Origin of the sequence: Winogradskyella sp., from assembly GCF_025210595.1 — a bacterium.
Lineage (GTDB): Bacteria > Bacteroidota > Bacteroidia > Flavobacteriales > Flavobacteriaceae > Winogradskyella.
This window is the reverse complement of record NZ_JAOARH010000117.1, coordinates 13,543-36,048: the sequence shown is the minus strand read 5'-3', so window position 1 is coordinate 36,048 and position 22,506 is coordinate 13,543. Positions and strand designations below refer to the sequence as shown.

Genomic DNA, 22,506 nt, shown 5'->3' with positions numbered 1-22,506 from the left:
TCTTGAGATTTTAGGTCCACCAGATTCTAAATCTAGTTCTAAAAAAGATGCATTTATATATAATATTGGCGATCCACCAAGTTTTTTTCCATCACAAAAAGAGTATTTGTTTGTTGTTTTTAATAATGAACAGGTAGATAAGGTGACTTTGGCAGTTGATTGATAATATTGGTGTTTGTCAATAATACAAGGCTTATACTGACAAAATTTCTTAACTTAAATTTGGCGCATTATTTGCTATGCATTTAGTACATTTACATTACAAAACTTAAATTATGAATATAGAATATTTGATATTAATTGGTGCAATTACTTTGATGAGTTGGATAGTTAGTAGTACGCTTAAACGAAAGTTTGCTAAATACTCTAAAATTCAACTTCGCAATGGTTTAAGTGGTAGAGAGATTGCTGAAAAAATGTTGGCAGATAATGGTATTTATGATGTTGAGGTAATTTCTACTCCAGGTCAATTAACAGACCATTACAATCCAAAAAACAAAACAGTTAATCTAAGTGAAGCGGTTTATAATCAGCGTAATGCTGCGGCTGCGGCTGTAGCTGCTCACGAAGTTGGCCATGCTGTACAGCATGCTCAGGCATATAGTTATTTACAAATGCGTTCGCAATTAGTACCAATTGTTAGTGTTACTTCTGGTATGTCGCAATGGGTAGTTATTGGTGGTCTTGTATTAGGTGCAGCTGCTGGTGTAGGTTTTGGATATTGGGTTGCCGTAGCTGGTTTAGTTATGATGGGATTTGCAACATTATTTAGTTTTATAACCTTGCCTGTAGAATATGATGCAAGTAATAGAGCATTAGCTTGGTTAAAATCAAAAAACATGGTAACACCAGATGAATATAAAGGTTCTGAAGATGCTTTAAAATGGGCAGCAAGAACTTACTTAGTCGCTGCTATTGGTGCATTAGCTTCTTTGCTTTATTGGGCATTACAAGTTTTTGGAGGTAGAGATTAACAAATTTCTACGAAAGTAGAAATCTCATAATAGTAAAAGCTCTGATTTCTCAGAGCTTTTTTTATATTTTAATTTGTCTATTAATCTGTTGCTGTAATGAAATAAATGTTTCTGTTCTTGAGACTCCTTTAATAGCTTGAATTTGAGTATTAAGCAGATGCATTAAATGCTCATTGTCTTTAGAAAGAATTTTTATAAAAACACTCCATTCGCCAGTGGTATAATGACATTCAATAACCTCTGGTACACGTTGCAGTTGTTTTACAGCTTCAGGATTACTAACGGCTTTATCTAAATAAACACCAACAAAAGCCATCGTTGTGTAGCCTAAAATTTTTGGATTGATAATGAATTTAGAGCCAGCTAACAATCCAGATTTTTCTAGTTTTTTTAACCGTTGATGAATTGCAGCTCCAGAAATACCAACATTACGAGCAATCTCTAAAATTGGTGTTCTGGCATCTTCCATTAAAGCTCTTAGTATTTTTTTATCAATACCATCGATAAAGATGCCTTTTTCATTTACTTTCATCTAAAACAATTTTTCATTATTATAATTTAGTAAAAATAGAGTCTTGTACTAAAATTAATAAATAGATTTTAAATGTATGCTTATTGTTCTGTGTTTAAAGGGTTGTAGCCTAGATATGGTACTTCTTTTTCTGTGAATTTCACTCCGTAAGTTTCTAATTCTTCAAGTATTGGTGTGTAAACTTCTTCAGAAATTGGAATCTGTACACCAGGTGTTGTTATTTTACCATTTAAGATGTCTAATGTAGCCATTGCTACAGGTAAACCTACAGTTTTTGCCATTGCTGTGTATGTTTGATCTTCACCAACAACAACCATTGTGGCATCTATTTGATGTTTTTTACCATTGAGCTCATAACCAAATTTATGGTACATTACAATCATGTCCTTGTCATCTGCATCAAGTGTCCAACTGTCCATTAATATTTTTTGAAGAATTTGAGCAGGAGTCGCTTTGTTTAAACCTACCATTTTGTTTGGGTTAAAAATATCGAGTTCTAAAAATTTATCCCAAACAATATCATCCTGATCTATTTTTAGAGCATGTCTAAACTTTAACTCTACAGAATCTGTAGGGCTGTAAGGTAAAAAGGCATTAACAAAATCACGATAACTCATATTAGCACTATCATCAATAGTGTAACTGTCATCAGTCATTCCTAATTGAACAAAAACGTGCCAAGCTCTACTAAAACCAACACGTCTCATAGTGCCTCTGTATAAAGTCTCTGCATGGTCTAAGCCATATACATGTTGGTATTTTAAAGAATCTCTATTAGCATAAGCTTCAAAACGTCCATAACTATCAATTTCTAAAAACTCAGTTCTTCTAAATAGACGATGGTAAGGAATATACTTAAACTGGTTTTCTTGCAAAAATTTAGCAGCTCCACCTTGTCCTGCAACTACAACATTTCTTGGGTTCCAAGTAAATTTATAATTCCATAAGTTGTCATCACTTTCAGGAGCAACTAGGCCACCAGTAAACGATTCAAATAAAATCATTTTTCCACCATTATTTCTAATGCGATCAATAACTTGCATTGCACTCATATGGTCAATACCTGGATCAACACCTATTTCGTTCATAAAAATGAGGTCGTTAGCTTTAGCATCTGCATCTAAAGCTTGCATTTCGTCACTTACATAAGATGCAGTTACCATGTGTTTTTTATAGGTAACACAATCTTTTGCGACTTCTATGTGGAAACGTGCAGGTAACATGGATACTACAATATCAGCATTTTTAACAGCTGCAATTCTAGATTCAGGATTAAAAACATCTAAGTGTATTATGCTAAAGTTTTTGTGCTCGCCTACAAGTTTTTTTGCATTATCTACATTAAGATCTCCTATTGTAATTTGAAGATTTTCAGATTCTGATTTATCACGTAAATATTTTATAAGGTATGATGATGATTTTCCTGCACCAATAATTAAAATCTTTCGCATAGTTTAGTATAGATTTTTCTTTTTTAGCAGTCGAAAAACTTAAAAATAAGAATTCAGAAAAGATATTTCGACTGTTCTAAAAGAGGTCATTTATAATTTAGGGTTTTTAGAATTCTTGAGTTAATTTTGTAAAGCACGAATGTAATAAATACCCAAAGCAAAAGAAACCAAAAAACCATTTTTACTTATGAACAAAAAAATATTAATTACAGGTTCAATTCTAGGTGCACTTGGAATCATTTTAGGCGCTTATGCTGCTCATGGTTTAGGGAAAATAGTGGATGCTGATGCTGTGAAAACTTTTGAAACAGGTGTGCGTTATCAAATTTATCATGCTTTTTTCCTGTTAATTTTAGGAGGAACTTCTTTTGTGAAATCTGGTGCTAAAAAAATAATATTTTATCTAGTGTTAATTGGGTTAATATTCTTCTCAGGATCAATTTATGGGTTGGCTACAAATGAGCTTTCTGGCTTTGATTTTAAGACAATTGCAATGATTACACCAATTGGTGGCTTGTTGTTAATTGCAGCTTGGATTGTGATGTTGATTGGTATTATAAGAAATAAGAAGATTAATAGCATTTAGCAACGTGTTTTTAAAATAAAATTATAATTTTGTAGCTTAAACAACACAAAAATTATGGTAAACCATACACCTTCGACGAAATCGATTTCGTTAGATAAATACGGCATTAAAGATGCACAAATACACTATCAATTAGAGCCTAAAGATCTTCAAGCCATTACTTTAGAAAAAGGTATGGGTAAGGAGACACAAAACGGAACTTTAGCAATTAATACAGGTAAATTTACAGGACGATCTCCAGAGGATCGTTTTTTAGTAAAAGACGATTATACTAAAGATCATATTTGGTGGGGAAAATCAAATAAAGCTATATCTCCAGAACACTTCGACTATTTACAAAAAGAAGTAGAGAATTATTTAAGCGGAAAAGAAATTTTTGTAAGAGATGGATATGTTTGCGCAGATCCTAATTACAAAATGAATGTTAGAACTGTGACAGAATATCCATGGTCTAACATGTTTATATACAATATGTTTTTAAGACCTTCAGAAGAAGAATTAAAGAATTTTGAAGAAGAATGGTTGGTGCTTTGTGCTCCAGGATATGAATGTCCAGATCCTGAAAATCATGGATTAAGACAGGCAAACTTTTCTATTCTTAATTTTACTAAGAAAGTTGCTTTAGTAGGTGGTTCTGCTTATACAGGTGAAATGAAAAAAGGTATTTTTACAGCCTTAAACTTTATTTTACCAGTAGAGAAGAATGTATTGCCAATGCACTGTTCTGCTAATGTGAGTGAAGATGGTGAAACTGCTATTTTCTTTGGTCTTTCAGGCACAGGTAAAACGACATTATCTACAGATCCTAATCGTAAATTAATTGGTGATGATGAGCATGGGTGGACTTCAGAAAATTCTATTTTTAATTTTGAAGGCGGATGCTATGCTAAAGCCATTGATTTATCTGAAGAAAAAGAGCCAGATATTTATAGAGCTATTAAGCCTGGAGCCATTTTAGAAAATATAATTTTTAAAGATAATGGTGAAGTAGATTACTACGACAGTTCTATTACTCAAAACACAAGGGTAAGTTATCCTATTTATCATATAGATAATATTAAAACACCGTCGTATGCTTCTAATCCTAAGAATATTTTCTTCTTAACAGCAGATGCTTTTGGTGTTTTGCCTCCAATATCTAAATTAACACCAGGTCAAGCAGCATATCATTTTATTTCAGGATATACTGCTAAAGTTGCAGGTACTGAAGCAGGTGTTGTAGAACCACAACCATCATTTTCTGCATGTTTTGGTGCACCATTTATGCCGTTGCATCCAACAAAATATGCTGAGATGCTAAGTAAGAAAATGCAAGAAGCAGGTGTTAACGTATGGTTAGTTAATACGGGTTGGACAGGTGGTCCTTACGGAGTAGGATCTCGTATGAAGTTGAAATATACAAGAGCAATGATTACTGCTGCTATGAATGGTGAATTAGACAATGTTGACTATAGAGATCACTCTGTATTTAAAGTTGCTATACCTAATTCTTGTCCTAATGTACCAAATGAAGTATTAAGTCCAAGGGAAACTTGGAATGATGATGAGGGTTATTATGCTACAGCAAACAAATTATCTAAGTTCTTCCAAGATAACTTTAAGCAATTTGAAGAGTATGCTAACGATGAAATTATGGCAGCTGCTCCTATAGTGAAATAATGATTATAAATTTAATCACGTACAAAAAAAGCGATTCTAATTTTAGAATCGCTTTTTTTTATTCTTTAATGTAGTCTTTAGATTATTTTCCCTTATTAACTTCGTCAATATACTTTTGTAATGCCATAGTCATAGAAGGAGTTTCTGGTGTTGGTGCTGATATATCAACGCGCAATCCTTTTTCCTTAACGGCTTTAACTGTTGTGTTTCCAAACACAGCAATACGCGTATTGTTTTGTTTGAAATCTGGGAAATTATGAAATAAAGATTCGATTCCAGAAGGACTAAAAAATACTAATATATCATAATATACATCTGCTAAATCAGACAAATCACTAATTACAGTTTTGTAAAACGTAGCTTGTTTCCAATCCACTTTTAATTTATCTAAAGTTTCAGGTATAATAGGCTTTACTTTATCTGTAGTAGGTAGCAAAAATTTTTCATCCTTGTACTTTTTAATTAAAGGAATTAAGTCTGCAAATGTACGTTTGCCTACGTAAATTTTACGCTTTCTATAAACAACATATTTTTGTAGATAATAAGCAACAGCTTCAGATTGACAAAAATATTTCATTGTATCTGGTACTTTAAAACGCATTTCGTCTGCTATTCTAAAGAAATGATCTACAGAATTTCTACTGGTTAAAATAATAGCGGAGAATTTGCTAAGATCTATTTTTTGTTGTCTTATTTCTTTAGCAGAAACACCTTCTACATGAATAAAAGGTCTAAAATCAACTTTAACTTTTTGCTTTTCTTGTAGGTCAAAGTATGGCGAATTCTCTATTTTGGGCTCTGGTTGCGATACTAAAATCGTTTTCACTTTCATACGTAAACACTTTTTGTTTTAAACGTTATACTCGCTAATTACCTTATATAAAAGTATATAAGGTGCGATTTCGAGAGCGCAAAGATACAATAAAAAATAGAAAAAATTGGGGTTTATGGCTTTTTGATGGTTTTTAAATGAAGTAATAAACCCAATACAGTTGATTAAACAAATTAATATAAAAGCTATTATAATGATAATTTTTGTGTCTATTTTAGTATAGAGTATCAATGGATTAGTGATGATTAAGACTAAGCCAGAATAGTTAAGAAATGTAATTTTTTGAAACAAATAACTATCAATAATACTGTCAATTTCAAAAAGACTACCAATAAGACGCTCTAATAGCGTCTTTATGATAACTATTGCAGAAACTGCTAAAATCAATTTTAAAAAGGAGACCAATTCAAAGGTTAAAGGATCTATAAATGTAGAATAAGAAAAATGCAAGAATATGCTTGCTGAAAGAGCTAAATTAATAAACAATAACCCGTCAAAAGGATCTATAAATTTTTGGTTCTTACTGTAAATATTTAAATATTTAGAATTACCTATAATTGATATAAAATCACTAAATCGAATTGTGTTTAGATATTTAGCAGCTGTGAGCGCTAAAACTCCAAAGATTGTACATACGGTAAACCACTCGTGAGTAATAAAATTCCTCATAGTGCTAATTTATAAAGAAAATAAAGGGTAACATAATTAAAATCTTAATAAACCTATAACAGTTAATAATGCATTAAATATTTTACATTTGTCAAAATTCTATCAGTAACGCGTATACGCGTTTTAAAAGTATGTAAATGTCTGACGCACTTGTCATAATCCCAACTTATAACGAGATTGAAAATATCGAAGCAATTCTTAGAGTTGTTTTTTCACAAGAAAAAGATTTTCATGTTTTAGTAGTGGATGATAATTCACCAGATAAGACAGCAGTAATGGTTAAAAATTTGCAGACTGAATTTGCAAACAAACTCCATTTATTACAGCGTAAAAATAAAAATGGATTAGGTGCAGCTTATATTGCTGGTTTTGAATGGGCTTTGCAAAAATCTTACCAGTATATTTTTGAGATGGATGCTGATTTTTCGCATAATCCAAAAGATCTGACTAGACTGTATAAAGCTTGTGCTGAAGATGGAGCAGATGTTTCTGTTGGCTCAAGATATGTAAAAGGCATAACAGTGGTTAATTGGCCAATGTCTAGGATACTTTTATCTTATGGTGCTTCAAGGTATGTGAGGTTAATAACCGGAATGGAGGTTAAAGATTCTACAGCCGGATTTATTTGTTACAAGCGAGAAGTGCTAGAAGCTATAGATTTAAACAAAGTGAAATTTGTAGGTTATGCATTTCAAATTGAAATGAAATTTAAAGCCTATAAAAAAGGCTTTAATATTGTAGAAATTCCTGTTATTTTTAAAGATAGAGTTAAAGGAAAATCAAAAATGAGTGGCAGTATTATTTATGAAGCTATTTTTGGTGTAATTAGTTTAAAATTAAAAAGTTTATTTGCTAAATAGGTATGATGAAAAGACAAACTATAATTAAAAACGCTAAGATTGTCAATGAAGGGCAAATCATTGAAGGAGATATCCTTATAGAAGATGATGTTATAAAAGAAATTGCATCAACGATAAGTATTAAGTCTGCAAATACAGTAATTATAGATGCTGAGGGTAACTATGTCTTACCAGGTATGATTGATGATCAGGTGCATTTTAGAGAGCCAGGACTTACACACAAAGCAAATATAGAAACTGAATCTAAGGCAGCTTTAGCAGGAGGAATTACGTCGTTTATTGAAATGCCCAACACCAATCCTCAGACAACAACAATAGAAAAACTCGAAGAAAAGTTTGAGATTGCATCTAATACATCCTATGCTAATTATTCGTTTATGTTTGGCGGTACTAATGATAATTTAGATGAAATTTTAAAAATAGATACTAAAACTGTAGCAGGTCTAAAATTGTTTTTGGGTTCTTCTACAGGAAATATGTTGGTTGATAATCCTGAGGTGTTAGAGAAAATCTTTTCTAGTACAGATATGGTCATTTCGGTACATTGCGAAGATGAAGCTACAATACGAGAGAATTTAGCAAAGCATAAAGCTGAGTATGGAGATGATATTCCTATGGAAAAACATCCTATTATTAGAAGCGAAGAAGCGTGTTATTTGTCTTCGTCTAAAGCTATAGAATTAGCCAAAAAAACTGGCGCAAGATTACATGTATTTCATCTGTCTACAGGAAAAGAAACGAATCTATTCAGTAATAAAGTGCCCCTAAAAGATAAAAAAATTACGGCAGAGGTTTGTATACATCACTTATGGTTTTCAGATGAAGATTATGCTAAAAAAGGGAGTCATATTAAATGGAATCCTGCTGTGAAAACTTCAAAAGATAGAGAGCAGCTTTTAAAAGCCTTGTTAGATGATAGAATTGACGTTATTGCAACAGACCATGCACCACATACAATTGAAGAAAAAAATAATCCATATACAAGTGCACCTTCTGGCGGACCATTAGTACAACATGCATTAGTGGCTTTACTAGAGATGTACCATCAAGGGAAAATTTCAATTGAAAAAATTGTAGAAAAGGCGTGTCATAATCCTGCAATACTGTTTGATGTAGAAAAAAGAGGCTACATCAAAGAAGGATATTATGCAGATTTAGTGATTGTAGATGTTAACAATCCCTGGACAGTAAATAAAGATAATATTTTATACAAATGTGGTTGGTCTCCTTTTGAAGGTAATACATTTAAAAGTAGAGTAACTCATACTATTGTTAATGGACAACTAGTTTATAACAATTTTAAAGTTTTAGGAGTTAAAGCAGCACGACGATTAACTTTTGATAGATGAAACAGGTAATTTACATAGTAATTTTATTGGTTTTATTTTCTTCTTGCGATACGCAAGGCAAACCAAAGAAACCAGATAATCTTATAGGTAAAGATAAAATGGAAAACATTTTATACGACCTATATGTTATTAATGCTGCAAAAGGAGTTAATCGAAAACTATTAGAAACAAAAGGAATAGTACCCGAAACTTATGTTTTAAAAAAGCACGAGATAGATAGTGCTCAGTTTGCCGATAGTAATGCTTATTATGCTTTTGATCCAGACCTATATAAGAGTATAGTTGAGAAAGTGAAAGTTAGATTAGAAAAAGAGAAAAAAGCGTTTGAAGCAATAGAAAAAAATGAAGTAAAAACTTCAAAACGGAAAAGAGATTCCATAAGAAAAGCTAAGAAACAAAAAAATGACTCAATTAATAAAGTTTTAAAAAAAGCAGTTAAAAATTAGTCTTAATTCTTTAAATCTCTGAGGTATAATTGACAGATTTCTTTTATAGAATGGTCAATTGGTTTAAACTCAAAATCTAATTCATTTTTTAATTTGCTGTTATCATATTTTGAAATATTTACCGCAGATTTAGAAGTTTGTTTAGATAAGCTTCGACGCGATTTAAATAATTTATGCTTTAGCCAGTCTAGACGCCAAGCTAAATTCAATAACCAAGGTTTAGCTTCTTTTTGAGGTGGTTTTACATTAAGTTCATATGCTACTTTGTATTGAAAATCTTTAAAGCTAAGGTTTTCTGAAACTAAAATGTATTTTTCATCTTTTATAACGCTGTTCATTAATTTTATCATGATGTTTACTACATCAAATACATCTACATAACCTGTGATTCCGTTTACATAGTAAGACATACCGTCCTTAATTTTCTTAAACAAATGTCCGCTACTTCCGCCATCCCAATAACCTGCACCAAGAACAATTCCTGGATTTACCATGACCACATCAAGTCCTTCTTGTGATCCACGCCAAACTTCTAGCTCAGCACCATATTTAGTGATCGCATAGACATTATTGTCGTCTTCAGGATTCCATGCAGTTTCTTCATTAATTAATTTTTCAGGATTTTCATGATGCCCAATTGTAGCAATAGAGCTAACATAGCATAGCTTTTTAACAGAGTTGCTAATGCATAAATTAACAATATTAGCAGTTCCTCCAATATTTATTCGTCTCAGTTGATGATACTTGTCGGGCTCAAAAGACACAAACGCGGCGCAATGATAAACGTGAGTTATATCTCTAAAAGCACTTTGGAGTTTAGGAATATCATTTAGATCTGCTTCAACCCAGTCAATAGTATTAAATAGAGTTTCAGCATCATTAGAAAAATAAGAAAACACATGGGCAACACGCTTTAAGGTTTTTTCTCTTCTGTAAATAGCACGTACCTTTTCACCATTGCTTATTAATCTGTAAAGCAAATGAGCTCCAACTAATCCTGTTCCACCTGTAACTAATACCATCTATAACTTTTCCTTTTAATATGTTGTGTGCTTACTTAAAATAGACGGAGTAAAATTACGTTAAAATTGTCTTTTGTCTTTTAAAGTGGAAACATATCTTTGCCTAAAACCGAATTATAATTATCTAACATGATGGGAAAGAATTTTGTTGAAGAATTACAATGGAGAGGCATGTTGCACCAAAGTATGCCAGGAGTAGAAGAACATTTGTCTGAAGCCATGCGAAGCGCTTATGTAGGTATAGATCCTACCGCAGATTCTTTACATATTGGGCATTTGGTAAGTGTTATGATGTTACGTCATTTTCAGTTAGCAGGACATAAACCTTATGCTTTGGTTGGTGGTGCTACAGGTATGATTGGTGATCCTTCAGGGAAATCTAATGAGCGTAATTTATTAGACGAAAAAACCTTACGTCATAACCAAGATGCTATAAAAAAACAACTTTCTAGATTTTTAGATTTTGAAAGTGATGCTAGTAACGCTGCAGTTTTAGTGAATAATTATGACTGGATGAAGGAATTCTCATTTTTAGAATTTATTAGAGACGTTGGTAAGCATATTACGGTTAATTACATGATGGCAAAAGATTCTGTAAAGAAGCGTTTGTCTACAGAATCTAAGGAGGGTATGTCATTTACTGAGTTTACTTATCAATTAGTACAAGGTTATGATTTTTTGCATTTATACAAAGAAAGCGATTGTACTGTGCAAATGGGAGGTAGTGATCAATGGGGAAATATTACCACAGGTACCGAATTAATTAGACGTATTGGTGGTGGTAAAGGTTATGCTTTAACCTGTCCTTTAATTACCAAAGCAGATGGTACTAAATTTGGAAAAACCGAAGGAGGTAATATTTGGTTAGATGCTAAAAGAACTTCTCCTTACAAATTTTACCAGTATTGGTTAAATTCTAGTGATGAAGATGCAGAAAAATATATTAAGATTTTTACATTTTTAGACGAAAGTGAAATTAGTGATATTGCTAAAACACATAGTGAAGCACCTCATTTAAGAACTTTACAAAAGAAATTAGCCGAGGAAATCACAATTATGGTACACTCAAAAGAAGATTTTGAAAACGCAGCCAAAGCTTCAAATATATTGTTTAGTAAATCTTTTAAAGAAGATATTCAAACTCTAGATGAAGCTACATTTTTAGATGTTTTTGAAGGTGTCCCACAGTCACATATACCTATGTCCGAGTTTAATGAAGGTTTAGATATGATAGGCGCTTTAGCAGCCAAAACTAATTTTTTAAAATCTAATGGAGAAGCTAGACGTGCTTTAAAAGAAAATTCTATTTCTGTTAATAAGGAAAAGGTAAAAGAAGATTACAAATTATCTTCGGATGATTTAATTAATGACAAATATATTATCATTAATAAGGGCAAGAAGAATACTTATATTATTAAAATAGTATAAAAAAGTGCCCAAAATCTCTTTTGGGCACCTCTAACCAATCAATCAACTATTGAAAAATCCTTCTTTTTCTATAGCACCACATTAGTCGTAAGATTGATTGATTCCTTACAATGCCATTAAATTACATCCACGAATATCTGAGTTGTCAAATCTTCCGATGATTTCAAATTTTTGATTTTCAAGGGTTTTGCCTAAATCTTGAGTGGCAATAAAAGCACAAGAATTTATATTAGCTAAATCAATAATATTGATGCCTCCTGTTTTATTTGATGGTTGTATAGACAAGGCATCTTCAGTATCTCGTGTTAAAACTTTCATCCAAGGTGGACATTCAAAAATACCATTTCCCATTGAGTAAGCTTGGCTCAAAAGTTCAGTCATACCATACTCGCTATGTATTTCATTTACTCCAAAACCAATTTTGAGTCTTTTGTGTAATTCTTGTCTAATAATTTCTTTTCTTTTGCCCTTCATACCACCAGTTTCCATAATTATGGTGTGTTTTAAGTTAAAGGAAAACTGTTCAACTAAATCTAGTAGTGCAAAAGACACACCAATTAGTATTGTTTTTTGTCCTTTGGTTTCTAGTTGATGTAATGTTTTAGAAAGATCTTCTAAATTGTTGAGATAAAAACCGCTTTCAGTACGATTAGATTTTTGTATTAAATCGTTCACCATGTATATAAGCGAAGAACCATCTCGTTCAAGATAAGAAGGTAATAAAGCTAAAATAACGTAGTTTTCTATGTTATCATAAAAATGATGAAAGCCTTTAAAGTAGCTTTCTTCGTAAATATCTAAATTGGTAATTAAATGTTTGCTTGTTGTACTTCCTGTAGTGCCAGAACTGGTAAAAACTTTTTTAATAGCAGTTTTGCTAGATAAGATGTTATGACTTTTAAAAAACTGTATTGGTAAAAATGGAATGTCTTCTATATATTTTACATCAACAGGATGTTTATAAAGCAAATCACAAAATGAGCGATATACTGAGTTGTGTTTAAATTGAAATCTAAAAATATCTAATGCAAGTGCATTAAATTCAGCATCCGATGTTATGTTAAAAATAGCGTCTTTAGATATCATGTTGTAAAAATATAGAAAATAAAAAAGCGTAGCTAAAAGTAGCTACGCTTTAGGTATAAATTAAAACAATGATTATCTAACAACTAATTTTTTAGTAGTAGAAGTATTGTTTTGAGTAATTTTTAAGATGTAAACTCCTTTGTTTAAAGAAGAAACATTTAAGGTATTATTGATTAAAGTTTCATTTTTTACCTGCTTACCAAGAATATCAAAAACCTGTACATTCATTACATCGCTATTAGATGAAGTAATTGTTACAAAGCCTGTGTTAGTTGGGTTAGGGTAGATTGAGAATGAAGCCGATTCAAAGTTATTTGTAGATAATACAGGAACACTAAAATCTGCTGCATCTCTAGCAGTTAAATAATAAGCATTACCACTTCTTTCATTAACAATACCTGTAATGTCTGTTGGTACAGTTGGTACAGCAGCACCTTGGTCTGCATAGTCTGCACTAAAGAACGTAGATCTAAAATCAAACATATCGCCGCCTTGATCCATGCTGTGAACAGAACCACCACTAAAGTTAGCTGTAGTGTTATCCATAGTAACTCCTGTTACTTGTACAAGTTCTGATTCATAATCTTCAGGGTTATTAGTTAAATCTGATAAAGAAACAGCTTGAGGTGTTAATGTGTTTCCAGTCGAAGTAGCTGCACCTGAATCTTCTGATGGTCTAAATTGTATCATACCGCCAAATTCATCTAGTTCACCAACGATACCAGTAATACCATCACCTATAGTGTAAGAAGTTGTAATATTTCCAGCTGTGTCATCAATTAAAATTGCACCAGTTGCATCTTCAATAAACTTTTGGTTTCTGAAAGATTGTTGGTATGTTAATAAAGCTTCACCAGTTAATTCGTAAAATTCACCTTGAGTTCCTGCTCTTAATGCTGCGATATTAGCAACTTGTGTTACAGATTCTACATTAAAAGTTATTTGGTCAGAATCTAATACGCCACCATCAACGAGTTCAATTAATACTGTGTAAGATTGTCCATCCATTGTTGTAACATTATATGGATTGTCTGTAGTGGTTACAGGAGTTCCGCCATTAACAGTTACATTAATAGTTGCAGTTCCTGGCGCATTTACAACAGTATAAGCAACATCTACAGACATTGTTCCTGGTGCGAAAGAAGCCATATCAGAAGGTGACGTTATAGTTAAGCTAGCAGTATTTACAGTTGAGAACGACTGACCAGTATTTACCATGCCAGATGATTCGGTTGTAGGACCACTCCAAGTAAATTCTTCGTACACGTCTCCTGTTCCTGTTAATTGTAAAGATTCGCCTATAGGAGTGCCACTAGTTTCAGAAACTCCAATATCAATAGATGTCATACCATCAGCAGGACCTCCAGAAGCGGTTAAAGAGCCTTCGTAGCTTATAAACTGAACAACAGCACCCATGTCATCTACTAAAGCAATGGCGTCTGGTGCTCCATTTTGAAAAGTATTTGCTGCAAAAATAAAACCTAATGTACCATAGCCATTATCTTGATCTGGAATAGTACCTGATAAGTTTTCAGTACCGTAAGAAGATCCATTAGATCCGTTATATTTCTCAATGGTCCATCCTGTTAAATCTGTACCAGCAGGTCCAGCAATTTCTATACCTTCATCTACATCGCCACCTGCATTGTCGTAGTGTAGCTCATTGATAAAGACAGTTGTCTGAGCAAAAGAAGATGCTCCTAGCATTAAAGCAATAAATAAAAAGTAAAGTTTTTTCATAATCGGTTTAAAAAAAATTAGGCTGTAAATATACTAACAATAAGTGAGTATTTACAGAGCTTTTTATTAACAACATCCTTTTTTACAATAAGTTAACATATTGCTTGTGTGAGTTTTTTCATTTTCAATAGTTTGTGGTTTTAATGTTAGATAATTGTTATCAATTTTAATTACATGCTTACATCAAAAGATATATTTTATCTTTACGCTAGCTTAAAATTATCTTAACAGTGAAAAAAAAAGATATTAAGATATTATTGGTAGATGACGAACCAGATATCTTAGAAATAGTAGGTTATAATTTATCTTCAGAAGGATATCAGGTTATAACTGGTGAAAATGGTGTTGAAGCAATTGAAAAAGCTAAAAAGCACAAACCACACCTAATTATATTAGACGTTATGATGCCTAAGATGGATGGTGTTGAAGCTTGTGAGCGTATTCGTCAGGACTCTAAACTCAATAATACTATTATTACCTTCTTAACAGCACGAGGCGAAGATTATTCTCAGGTAGCTGGTTTTGATGCTGGTGCTGATGATTATATCACAAAGCCAATTAAGCCTAAAGTGCTTGTTAGTAAGGTTAAAGCATTATTAAGACGACTAAAAGAAACAGATAATTCTAGTGAATTATTAAAAATAGGAGATCTAATAATCAATAGAGAAGAGTACAAAATCACTAAAAAAGGTGAAGAAATTCTATTACCTAGAAAAGAGTTTGAATTATTATATTTGTTAGCAACCAAGCCTGGTAAAGTGTTTAAACGAGAAGAGATCTTAGATAAAGTCTGGGGAAATGAAGTTGTTGTAGGCGGAAGAACCATTGATGTTCATATTAGAAAGCTTCGCGAAAAAATAGGTGATAAATCCTTTAAAACTGTGAAAGGTGTTGGTTACAAGTTTGTTGACTAAATGTATAGAATAAGACTAAAAAAATCATATAAATTTGCTCTTAGAACATCTTTATATGTAACGTTTTTTGCAACACTCCTTGTGAGTGTTTTTTTATATTACTACCATTCATTTAATTGGCAAGTAGTATTCTTTCCTATTATATGCTTTTCATTATGTTTTTTAATTATACAGTATAGAGTTGAGCATTTTATCTACAGAAGAGTAAAAAAAATATATGATGATCTAACCCTTTTAGAGTCTACAAGTTTAAGACAACAGCCCATAACAACAGATATGGGAACTCTAACAAAGGAAATAGATAAGTATGCAAGAGATAAAAAGTTAGAGATAGAAACTTTAAAGGTTAGGGAAGAATATCGTAAAGAATTTATTGGTAATGTTTCTCACGAGCTTAAAACGCCTTTATTTACTGTTCAAGGTTATATAGATACGCTTTTAGATGGTGGTATTGAAGATGAAAAAATTAGAGATAAATATCTTTACCGAGCGAGTAAAGGAGTAGAGCGATTAACATACATTATTAAAGATTTAGATATGATTACCAAATTAGAAGTTGGTGATCTGAGTCTAAACAAAGAAAGTTTTGATATAGTAAAGTTGGTGCAAAATGTTTTTGAACTTTTTGAAATGAAAGCAGCAAAAAAACAAATTACACTAACATTTGATATTGAGTATCCTAATCCTATAATGGTATATGCCGATGAAGAAAGAATTCAGCAAGTATTAACAAACCTAATTGTAAATTCTATTAAATACGGTAGGGAAAAAGGAACTACTGAAGTTAGTATAGAAAATCTTATTAAAAATAAAGCCATTATTAGAGTGACAGATAATGGCGAAGGTATACAAAAAGAGAATGTGCCTAGATTGTTTGAGCGTTTTTACAGAGTAAGTAAGACTGGGTCTCGAAAAGAAGGTGGTTCTGGTTTAGGATTGTCTATCGTTAAACACATTATAGAAGCACACGAAGAAAGAATATATGTTGAAAGTGAATTGGGAGTTGGTAGCGAATTTTCTTTTACTCTAGAAAAGACGAAATAGATTTTTGTAATTTAAGTCGTATTGTAGATACTTAAATCCAGTGTAGTTTTCAATATTGTTTAACATTTCAATTTTAAAGTCTTTTTGCTTGCAAGTAGGTGCTATTTGTTCTTTTTCAAATCTCTTTGCTAAATATTCTTGTTCAAATTGCCCTGGAGTTGGAATTAAAAAAGCTTTTTTTTCGAGCTTAGCATAATCCATTATAGAAGTATAGCCAGATCTACTTATAACAAGATCACTTTCATTTAGTGCGTTTTCTAATTCCTCACTAGTCATAAAATTATATGATGTAATAGTATTTGTTTCAGCTTTATATTGTTCTTTTTCAATGACACCTTTTACAAAACAAGCATTACCATTATAAGATTCTAATTCTTTTAGAAGTTTTATTTCAAGATAAGTACGTTGAGGTTCAGGTCCAGATAAAACAACTAGGAGGTCATATTTTTTGTCTTTTTTCTGTTTGTTAAACCGACTTAAAGGACCTAAATATTTTACAGAAGATTGATAAGTTTTGATATGGCCTAAATCACCACTCAAATTTTTTATTCCGATGTGGTCTGGTACCCAACATTCATCAAATTTAGAAATGATTTTTTGATGTAATTTAGAGCTTAACCATGTCGTATTGCCACTTAATACGCGCAATTGATGCGTAATAAATACAGAAGGAATATGTCTGTCTCTTACGCCAAATCTATTATCGGAAATAATGCCTGAAATATTCTCAGTCCTTACTAGGCTTTCTGTGACTTTTTTTTCTCTTTTAATGGTTTTGAGTAAGCTAGGCGAGTCTTTAATTAATTTAAATTTGAAACTATTGGCTTTCTTTGAATATGTAATGTTGTATGAAGGCAATTCTAAAGCTTGTAGTTTGGGAAACTCTTTTTTTAATAAACTTAATGCCTCACCATCACTGGCAATAACGGGTTCAAAATTACTAGAGATTAATGCATTTATTATAGGAATACATCGTGTTGCGTGTCCTAATCCCCAATTTAATGGAGCAACTAAGATTCGTTTTTTAGGTAGAGTTTGTTTCAGTGTTTTTATTTTAAAAATCAGATCAAAGCAAATATAAACCTAAAATGTTTCCTTAATTTTACCAAATTATTAATAAGTATAAAAACGTGGGAAGTAAAAATAAACTCAAACGATTTAAAGAAAATGAAACTTTTGATAATGTGTTTCAGCCATCGAGAGAAGAATTAATTGATGGTGCATATAAATTAAAAGGTAAATGGCGCAAAGAAGTGTTTAAAAATGAAAACCCATTAGTATTAGAGTTGGGTTGCGGTAAAGGGGAATATACTGTGGGCTTGGCAAAGCGTTATCCTAATAAGAACTTTGTAGGTGTAGATATAAAAGGAGCAAGGTTTTGGCGTGGTGCTAAAACCGCTGTTGAAGAAAGTATAGGTAATGCGGCATTTATTAGAACACAAATAGAACTTATAGAATATGTTTTTGAGGAGAACGAAGTAGATGAAATATGGATAACTTTCCCAGATCCACAGATAAAATATAAGAGAACGAAACATAGATTAACTAACCTTCAATTTTTAGAACGTTATAAAAAAGTTTTAAAACCAAACGGATTAATGCACTTAAAAACAGATAGTGAATTTATGCACGGTTATACACTTGGCTTGCTTCATGGTTTAGGTTGTGAAGTATTGTATGCCAATCATAACGTTTATAAATTAGAAGGAAGTCCAGAAGAAGTAACGCAAATACAAACGTTTTATGAGCGTCAGTATTTAGAAAAAGACAAAGCAATTACGTATATTAGATTCAAAATCAGCTAAAATTGAATATTACAGTTGTTTTCTTTTTAGGGCTTTTTGCAGCGCTTATTGGTGTTATTCCGCCAGGTTTGTTAAATATGACAGCAGCAAAGATAAGTTTAAAGGAAGGTCCAGGTCGTGGCATTACCTTCTCTTCTGGCGTGTGTTTAATAGTTTTTATTCAAACTTATGTTGCAGCAATTTTTGCTAGATATTTATCTAACAGATCAGATATTGTTGAGATACTACAGCGCGTAGCTTTTATAATTTTTGTACTTATTACCATTTATTTTTTGGTCATTGCCAAAAATCAAGAAGAAAAAAAAGTTGAGACAGATGTTAGAAGTAAGCGCAGCCGTTTTTTTCACGGTATGTTTTTGTCTGCTCTTAATGTTTTTCCTATTCCTTACCAAGCTTATATGACCATTACTTTGGCATCATTTGGATGGATGGATTTTGAAAGAACAACCATAATAACGTATGTTACAGGTGCTGCAATGGGAACTTTTGTAATGTTGTACTTCTATATTTTCTTTTTCGATAAGATTAAAGACAGAAACTTCACCTCTCAAAAAAGTATGAATTACAGTATAGGGATCATTACAGGTATTGTAGCTTTAATTACTTTTATTAATATTCTAAGAGAACTCTAATGAAACCTGAAACGCTTGGTTTTTTTGAAAAAGTATATGAAGTAGCTAGGCTAATTCCTTATGGTAAAGTTACGAGTTATGGAGCAATAGCAAAATATTTAGGTGCAGCAAAAAGTGCGCGTATTGTTGGTTATGCTATGAATAATTCTGGAGATAAAGATGTGCCAGCGCATCGTGTGGTTAACAGAAAGGGACTCTTAACAGGTAAGCATCATTTTGATGGTACTAATCTAATGCAGCAATTACTAGAAAATGAAGGGGTTGAAGTCGTAGAAAACCAGATTCAGAATTTTGCAGCTGTGTTTTGGGATCCTGCTAAGGAATTATAGTGTAGTTTTTGTCTTGTTTTAATTAGGAATTATTGCTTATAACTTATAGATTGATTTCATTAATGATGCCATAAATAACTTCTGTCTTGGTACTTCTATCTTCTGTCTTTATTGATTATCTTTGCATTTAGATTAATTCAGATAAATATTATATCAGATTAAAGTGTTTTTAAATTGCTTTAATCAACTCAAAAATGCCTTTAGAAATAGCGTAAAAATCTATTTTAATTCTAAAGCGTTTTCTAATTTAAAATTATGAAGTTAAATAAACAAGATATATTAAATGCACTTAAAACCATTACAGCTCCAGGTGAAGGAGAAAATATGGTAGATAGTGGTGCGGTAACTAATGTTGTAACTTTTGCAGATGAGGTTATTGTAGATATTACAATTAAAAACCCAAGTCTTCAGGCAAAGAAAAAAACCGAAGTAGAGATTCTACAAACCATTCATAAATTGGTGTATGAAAAGGCAAAAATTAAAGTGAATGTAAAAGTAGAAGCTCCTGCAAAACCCAATACAAACGAAATAAAAGGGAAGCCAATTCCAGGAATTCAAAATATAGTTGCTGTAGCCTCTGGTAAAGGCGGAGTTGGGAAGTCAACTGTTACAGCTAATATGGCAGTAACTTTAGCAAAAATGGGTTTTAAAGTTGGTGTTTTAGATGCAGATATATATGGCCCATCTATTCCAATAATGTTTGATGTAGCTAATGAGCGACCATTATCTGTTAACATTGATGGTAAGTCTAAAATGAAGCCTGTCGAAAATTATGGTGTTAAAGTGTTGTCTATAGGCTTTTTTACAAAACCAGATCAAGCAGTTATTTGGAGAGGACCAATGGCAGCAAAAGCATTAAATCAAATGATTTTTGATGCTGCTTGGGGAGAGTTAGATTTTCTTTTGCTTGATTTGCCACCAGGAACAGGCGATATTCATTTAAGTATTATGCAAGCTATGCCAATAACAGGTTCTGTTGTGGTTAGTACACCTCAAAATGTAGCTTTAGCAGATGCTAAAAAAGGAGTGGCTATGTTTCAACAAGAGAGTATTAATGTTCCTGTATTAGGTATTGTAGAGAATATGGCTTATTTTACACCAGCAGAATTGCCAGAAAATAAATACTATATTTTTGGACAAGAAGGGGCAAAACATTTAGCTGAAGATTTAGATGTTCCTTTCTTAGGTGAAATACCTTTGGTGCAAAGTATTAGAGAAGCAGGAGATGTTGGAAGACCTGCAGCGCTTCAAACAGAAACACAAACAGAAAAAGCTTTTGAAGAATTAACAAAAGATGTTGTTCAGCAAGTTGTAAGTAGAAATAAAAACCTACCAGCAACAGAGGCAATTAAGATTACAACAATGGCAGGTTGCTCTGCTTAAAATAAAACACAAATGAGCTCAGAAGAACTTAAACTAAATGTAGAAAAAGCACTTGAAGAAATTCGTCCATTTTTGCAAAGTGATGGAGGAGATATTAATTTGTTGTCTATAGATGATGATAAATTGGTTAAGGTGCAATTAACTGGCGCTTGTACATCATGTAGTGTAAATCAGATGACTTTAAAGTCTGGGGTAGAAATGACGATTAAAAAATACGCTCCACAAATAGAACGAGTTATTAATGTAGAGTAATTTATGTGACATTTATCACATTTCACTTAGAAATGCATTAGTAATTTTGCTACCAATTACTTAATTTATGATTACAACAGATATAATTATTATAGGTGCTGGTCCAACAGGACTATTTACAGTTTTTGAAGCAGGTCTTTTAAAGTTAAAATGTCATTTAATTGACGCTTTACCGCAACCAGGCGGACAATGTTCAGAACTTTATCCAAAAAAGCCTATATACGATATACCTGCTTATCCAGAAATTTTAGCTGGAGATTTAACAGATAAATTGATGGAGCAATGCAAACAATTTGAGCCAGGTTTTACCTTGGGTGAACGTGCTGATTTTGTTGAAAAGCAAGAAGATGGTTCATTTATAGTTACTACAAATAAAGGAACAAAGCATAAGGCACCTGTTGTGGCTATCGCTAGTGGTTTAGGAAGTTTTGAGCCTAGAAAACCATTATTAGCTAATCTCGCTGATTACGAAAACAAAGGTGTAGAATACATGATAAAAGAGCCTGAAATGTATCGTAATAAAGATATCGTTATTGCAGGTGGTGGAGATTCTGCATTAGATTGGTCTATTTTTCTCTCAGATGTAGCTTCTAGTGTCACTCTTATTCATAGACGTAATGAGTTTAGAGGACATTTAGATTCTGTAGAAAAGGTTCAAGAGCTTAAGAATTTAGGAAAGATTAATTTAATTACTCCAGCAGAGGTCACTAATATTTTTGGTGATGGTAAGGTTGAAGCTATAGAAGTAACAAAAAAAGATGAAGAGCCTTTTAAAATTTCAACGGATCATTTTATTCCTTTGTTTGGGTTATCTCCAAAACTTGGTCCTATAGCAAATTGGGGACTCGAGATTGAAAAAAATGCTGTTAAGGTTAATAATGCTTTAGATTACCAAACTAATATTCCTGGAATTTTTGCTATTGGCGATGGTAATTATTATCCTGGAAAGTTAAAATTGATTTTATGTGGTTTTCATGAAGCTACTTTAATGTGTCAAGCAGCTTACAAAATAATCAATCCAAATAAAAAATATGTATTAAAATATACCACAGTAGCTGGTGTAGATGGTTTTGATGGTACACGTAAAGAAGCACCTAAGGCTGTTGTTAAAGCAATTGAATAGTGAATACTCAAGATGTCAAAATAACTATTGTTGATAGGGAAGGTGTTTCGCATACAATTGAAGCGCCTACTGATATGGCTATGAACCTAATGGAGGTAGTACGTTCTTACGAGCTTGCACCAGAAGGAACCATTGGTGTTTGTGGAGGTATGGCAATGTGTGCTTCTTGTCAATGTTATGTGATTAGTGACACTCAATTACCAGAAATGCAAGATGATGAAGAAGCTATGTTATCTGAGGCTTTTTATGTACAAGATAACTCGCGCTTAGGTTGTCAAATACCCATTACTCCAGAGTTGGAAGGCTTAGAGGTGGAATTAGCGCCAGAGTCTTAATTCAAATTCCTGCGAAGGCAGGGATCTCTTCGAGAATTACAATGATTAATGCGTT

At 32.2% G+C, this 22,506-nt stretch carries 24 protein-coding genes; 16 read left to right on the top strand and 8 right to left on the bottom strand.

Annotation, left to right across the window (positions count from 1 at the left end):
* The first annotated feature begins 275 nt into the window (after positions 1 to 275).
* A complete protein-coding gene (locus N4A42_RS12170; RefSeq protein ID WP_294074373.1) occupies positions 276 to 974 on the top strand; it encodes a zinc metallopeptidase in 699 nt (232 codons plus the stop codon).
* 61 nt (positions 975 to 1,035) lie between these two features.
* Here N4A42_RS12170 and N4A42_RS12165 read toward each other — a convergent pair whose 3' ends face one another.
* Complete coding sequence (locus N4A42_RS12165) at positions 1,036 to 1,506, bottom strand: Lrp/AsnC ligand binding domain-containing protein (RefSeq protein ID WP_294074371.1); 471 nt, start codon at positions 1,504 to 1,506, stop codon at positions 1,036 to 1,038.
* A gap of 80 nt (positions 1,507 to 1,586) precedes the next feature.
* Positions 1,587 to 2,957, bottom strand: a complete 1,371-nt coding sequence (locus N4A42_RS12160) for a saccharopine dehydrogenase C-terminal domain-containing protein (RefSeq protein WP_294074369.1) — start codon at positions 2,955 to 2,957, stop codon at positions 1,587 to 1,589.
* A gap of 187 nt (positions 2,958 to 3,144) precedes the next feature.
* On the opposite strand from N4A42_RS12160, the gene N4A42_RS12155 reads away from it, so the two are divergent.
* Together N4A42_RS12155 and pckA are read left to right on the top strand one after the other, a co-directional pair.
* Entirely contained in the window at positions 3,145 to 3,543 is a 399-nt protein-coding gene (locus tag N4A42_RS12155; RefSeq protein ID WP_294074367.1) for a DUF423 domain-containing protein, read from the top strand.
* Between the two features lie 54 nt (positions 3,544 to 3,597).
* Positions 3,598 to 5,202 (top strand): phosphoenolpyruvate carboxykinase (ATP), encoded by a 1,605-nt coding sequence (pckA, locus tag N4A42_RS12150; protein WP_294074365.1) that lies wholly within the window; start codon positions 3,598 to 3,600, stop codon positions 5,200 to 5,202.
* A gap of 82 nt (positions 5,203 to 5,284) precedes the next feature.
* On the opposite strand, the gene N4A42_RS12145 is transcribed toward pckA, so the two are convergent.
* On the bottom strand, positions 5,285 to 6,034 hold the full coding sequence (locus N4A42_RS12145) for a uroporphyrinogen-III synthase (protein WP_294074363.1): 750 nt from the start codon (positions 6,032 to 6,034) through the stop codon (positions 5,285 to 5,287).
* Positions 6,035 to 6,052: 18 nt separating this feature from the next.
* Entirely contained in the window at positions 6,053 to 6,703 is a 651-nt protein-coding gene (locus tag N4A42_RS12140) for a DUF4271 domain-containing protein (protein WP_294074361.1), read from the bottom strand.
* A gap of 137 nt (positions 6,704 to 6,840) precedes the next feature.
* On the opposite strand from N4A42_RS12140, the gene N4A42_RS12135 reads away from it, so the two are divergent.
* The 3 genes from N4A42_RS12135 to N4A42_RS12125 are packed head-to-tail and all read left to right on the top strand — an operon-like array spanning position 6,841 to position 9,358.
* Positions 6,841 to 7,563, top strand: a complete 723-nt coding sequence (locus N4A42_RS12135; RefSeq protein WP_294074359.1) for a polyprenol monophosphomannose synthase — start codon at positions 6,841 to 6,843, stop codon at positions 7,561 to 7,563.
* Positions 7,564 to 7,565: 2 nt separating this feature from the next.
* Entirely contained in the window at positions 7,566 to 8,912 is a 1,347-nt protein-coding gene (locus tag N4A42_RS12130) for a dihydroorotase (protein WP_294074357.1), read from the top strand.
* Entirely contained in the window at positions 8,909 to 9,358 is a 450-nt protein-coding gene (locus tag N4A42_RS12125; protein WP_294074355.1) for a DUF4296 domain-containing protein, read from the top strand. Before N4A42_RS12130 ends, N4A42_RS12125 begins: the two co-directional genes overlap by 4 nt.
* 2 nt (positions 9,359 to 9,360) lie before the next feature.
* Here N4A42_RS12125 and N4A42_RS12120 read toward each other — a convergent pair whose 3' ends face one another.
* Positions 9,361 to 10,380 (bottom strand): NAD-dependent epimerase/dehydratase family protein, encoded by a 1,020-nt coding sequence (locus N4A42_RS12120; RefSeq protein ID WP_294074353.1) that lies wholly within the window; start codon positions 10,378 to 10,380, stop codon positions 9,361 to 9,363.
* A 132-nt stretch (positions 10,381 to 10,512) separates the two neighbouring features.
* Here N4A42_RS12120 and tyrS point away from each other — a divergent pair, with 132 nt between their 5' ends.
* Positions 10,513 to 11,808: a tyrosine--tRNA ligase gene (gene tyrS / locus N4A42_RS12115; RefSeq protein WP_294074377.1), complete on the top strand. Its 1,296-nt coding sequence runs from the start codon at positions 10,513 to 10,515 to the stop codon at positions 11,806 to 11,808.
* Positions 11,809 to 11,913: 105 nt separating this feature from the next.
* Here tyrS and N4A42_RS12110 read toward each other — a convergent pair whose 3' ends face one another.
* Together N4A42_RS12110 and N4A42_RS12105 are read right to left on the bottom strand one after the other, a co-directional pair.
* Entirely contained in the window at positions 11,914 to 12,894 is a 981-nt protein-coding gene (locus N4A42_RS12110) for an acyl transferase (protein ID WP_294074351.1), read from the bottom strand.
* Between the two features lie 72 nt (positions 12,895 to 12,966).
* Positions 12,967 to 14,634 (bottom strand): T9SS type A sorting domain-containing protein, encoded by a 1,668-nt coding sequence (locus N4A42_RS12105; RefSeq protein ID WP_294074349.1) that lies wholly within the window; start codon positions 14,632 to 14,634, stop codon positions 12,967 to 12,969.
* 230 nt (positions 14,635 to 14,864) lie between these two features.
* Between N4A42_RS12105 and N4A42_RS12100 the strand changes: the two genes are divergently transcribed.
* Both N4A42_RS12100 and N4A42_RS12095 read left to right on the top strand, forming a co-directional pair.
* Positions 14,865 to 15,548 carry a response regulator transcription factor gene (locus N4A42_RS12100; protein WP_294074347.1) on the top strand — a complete coding sequence of 228 codons (684 nt, stop codon included), beginning with the start codon at positions 14,865 to 14,867 and terminating at the stop codon, positions 15,546 to 15,548.
* Positions 15,549 to 16,592, top strand: a complete 1,044-nt coding sequence (locus tag N4A42_RS12095; protein WP_294074345.1) for an ATP-binding protein — start codon at positions 15,549 to 15,551, stop codon at positions 16,590 to 16,592. It abuts the gene before it with no gap.
* Here the strand turns inward: N4A42_RS12095 and N4A42_RS12090 are convergent.
* A complete protein-coding gene (locus N4A42_RS12090) occupies positions 16,575 to 17,450 on the bottom strand; it encodes a glycosyltransferase (RefSeq protein WP_367172512.1) in 876 nt (291 codons plus the stop codon). The genes N4A42_RS12095 and N4A42_RS12090 overlap by 18 nt on opposite strands.
* Before the next feature lie 272 nt (positions 17,451 to 17,722).
* Between N4A42_RS12090 and trmB the strand changes: the two genes are divergently transcribed.
* The 7 genes from trmB to N4A42_RS12055 all read left to right on the top strand — a co-directional run bounded on the left by trmB (position 17,723) and on the right by N4A42_RS12055 (position 22,451).
* On the top strand, positions 17,723 to 18,397 hold the full coding sequence (gene trmB, locus N4A42_RS12085; RefSeq protein ID WP_294074343.1) for a tRNA (guanosine(46)-N7)-methyltransferase TrmB: 675 nt from the start codon (positions 17,723 to 17,725) through the stop codon (positions 18,395 to 18,397).
* Between the two features lie 2 nt (positions 18,398 to 18,399).
* Positions 18,400 to 19,029, top strand: a complete 630-nt coding sequence (locus N4A42_RS12080) for a LysE family transporter (protein ID WP_294074341.1) — start codon at positions 18,400 to 18,402, stop codon at positions 19,027 to 19,029.
* Positions 19,029 to 19,358 (top strand): MGMT family protein, encoded by a 330-nt coding sequence (locus N4A42_RS12075; protein WP_294074339.1) that lies wholly within the window; start codon positions 19,029 to 19,031, stop codon positions 19,356 to 19,358. Before N4A42_RS12080 ends, N4A42_RS12075 begins: the two co-directional genes overlap by 1 nt.
* A gap of 255 nt (positions 19,359 to 19,613) precedes the next feature.
* A complete protein-coding gene (locus tag N4A42_RS12070) occupies positions 19,614 to 20,741 on the top strand; it encodes an Mrp/NBP35 family ATP-binding protein (protein WP_294074337.1) in 1,128 nt (375 codons plus the stop codon).
* 12 nt (positions 20,742 to 20,753) lie between these two features.
* Positions 20,754 to 20,993: a NifU family protein gene (locus N4A42_RS12065; RefSeq protein WP_294074335.1), complete on the top strand. Its 240-nt coding sequence runs from the start codon at positions 20,754 to 20,756 to the stop codon at positions 20,991 to 20,993.
* 67 nt (positions 20,994 to 21,060) lie between these two features.
* Complete coding sequence (locus N4A42_RS12060; RefSeq protein WP_294074333.1) at positions 21,061 to 22,116, top strand: NAD(P)/FAD-dependent oxidoreductase; 1,056 nt, start codon at positions 21,061 to 21,063, stop codon at positions 22,114 to 22,116.
* Positions 22,116 to 22,451, top strand: coding sequence for a 2Fe-2S iron-sulfur cluster-binding protein (locus N4A42_RS12055; RefSeq protein ID WP_294074331.1), 336 nt, complete (start codon positions 22,116 to 22,118; stop codon positions 22,449 to 22,451). Before N4A42_RS12060 ends, N4A42_RS12055 begins: the two co-directional genes overlap by 1 nt.
* Positions 22,452 to 22,506: the final 55 nt, after the last annotated feature.